This window comes from Streptomyces solicavernae (assembly GCF_029968095.1).
GTDB lineage: Bacteria > Actinomycetota > Actinomycetes > Streptomycetales > Streptomycetaceae > Streptomyces > Streptomyces solicavernae.
This window is the reverse complement of the sequence record NZ_JASCIR010000094.1, coordinates 1-1,122: the sequence shown is the minus strand read 5'-3', so window position 1 is coordinate 1,122 and position 1,122 is coordinate 1. Positions and strand designations below refer to the sequence as shown.

Annotated in this window: 1 protein-coding gene; it reads left to right on the top strand. The window is 65.9% G+C overall.

Annotated features, from left to right (window positions below):
• The first annotated feature begins 30 nt into the window (after positions 1–30).
• Positions 31–1,122, top strand: a complete 1,092-nt coding sequence (locus tag QIS99_RS32130; protein WP_282517287.1) for an IS630 family transposase — start codon at positions 31–33, stop codon at positions 1,120–1,122.

The window sequence follows — 1,122 nt, the reverse complement described above, 5'->3', positions numbered from 1 at the left end:
CCTGAGTCGGAGATTCGTCGTTGGTTGGGTATGAGTCGTCCAGGTCCGAAGATCCCGCCGTTGTCGTTAACTCCCGCTCAGCGTGAGGTGCTTGAGGGGTGGGTGCGCCGGCGGACAACTGCGCAGGCGTTGGCCCTGCGGTCGCGGATCGTATTGGAGTGCGCCGAAGGCCACTCGATCATGGGGGTGTCGCGTCAGCTGCGCATCGCCCCGGACACGGTCCGCACCTGGCGGCGACGCTTCCTCGATCGCGGCCTGGACGGCCTGTGTGACGAACCGCGGCCGGGCGTCCCCAGGAAGATCACCGATGCCGACGTCGAGCGAGTGATCGTCAAAACGCTCGAGGAGAAACCGGCCAACGCCACCCACTGGTCGACCCGGTCGATGGCGGCCGCTACCGGGATGTCGCAGTCAGCGATCTCCCGGATCTGGCGGGCTTTCGCCCTCGCCCCGCACCGCGCCCAGACGTTCAAGCTGTCCACCGACCCCTTCTTCATCGACAAGGTCCGCGACGTCGTCGGCCTGTATCTGGACCCGCCGGAGAAGGCCCTGGTCCTCTGCGTGGACGAGAAGTCCCAGATCCAGGCACTGGACCGCTCCCAGCCGGTCCTGCCGATGATGCCCGGTGTTCCCGAACGCCGCAGCCACGACTACGTCCGCGCCGGCACCACCACCTTGTTCGCCGCCCTCGAGGTCGCCACCGGCAAGGTCATCGGCTCCCTCCACCGCCGGCACCGGGCAGCCGAGTTCAAAAAGTTCCTGACCAAGCTCGACAAGGAGATCCCGGCAGAGCTGCAGGTGCATCTGATCCTGGACAACTACGCGACCCACAAGACGCCGGCGGTCAAGCAGTGGCTGCTGACGCACCCCCGCTTCCACCTGCACTTCACGCCGACAAGCGCGTCCTGGCTGAACCTGGTCGAGCGGTGGTTCGCCGAGCTGACCCAGAAGAAACTCAAGCGCGGCGTCCACCGCTCCGTCCAAGCCCTCGAACGCGACATCAGAGCCTGGCTCACCGATTGGAACGAACACCCCAGGCCGTTCGTCTGGACGAAGACCGCCGACGAGATCCTCGACAAAGTCGCCGCCTACTGCCACCGAATCTCTGACTCAGGACACTAG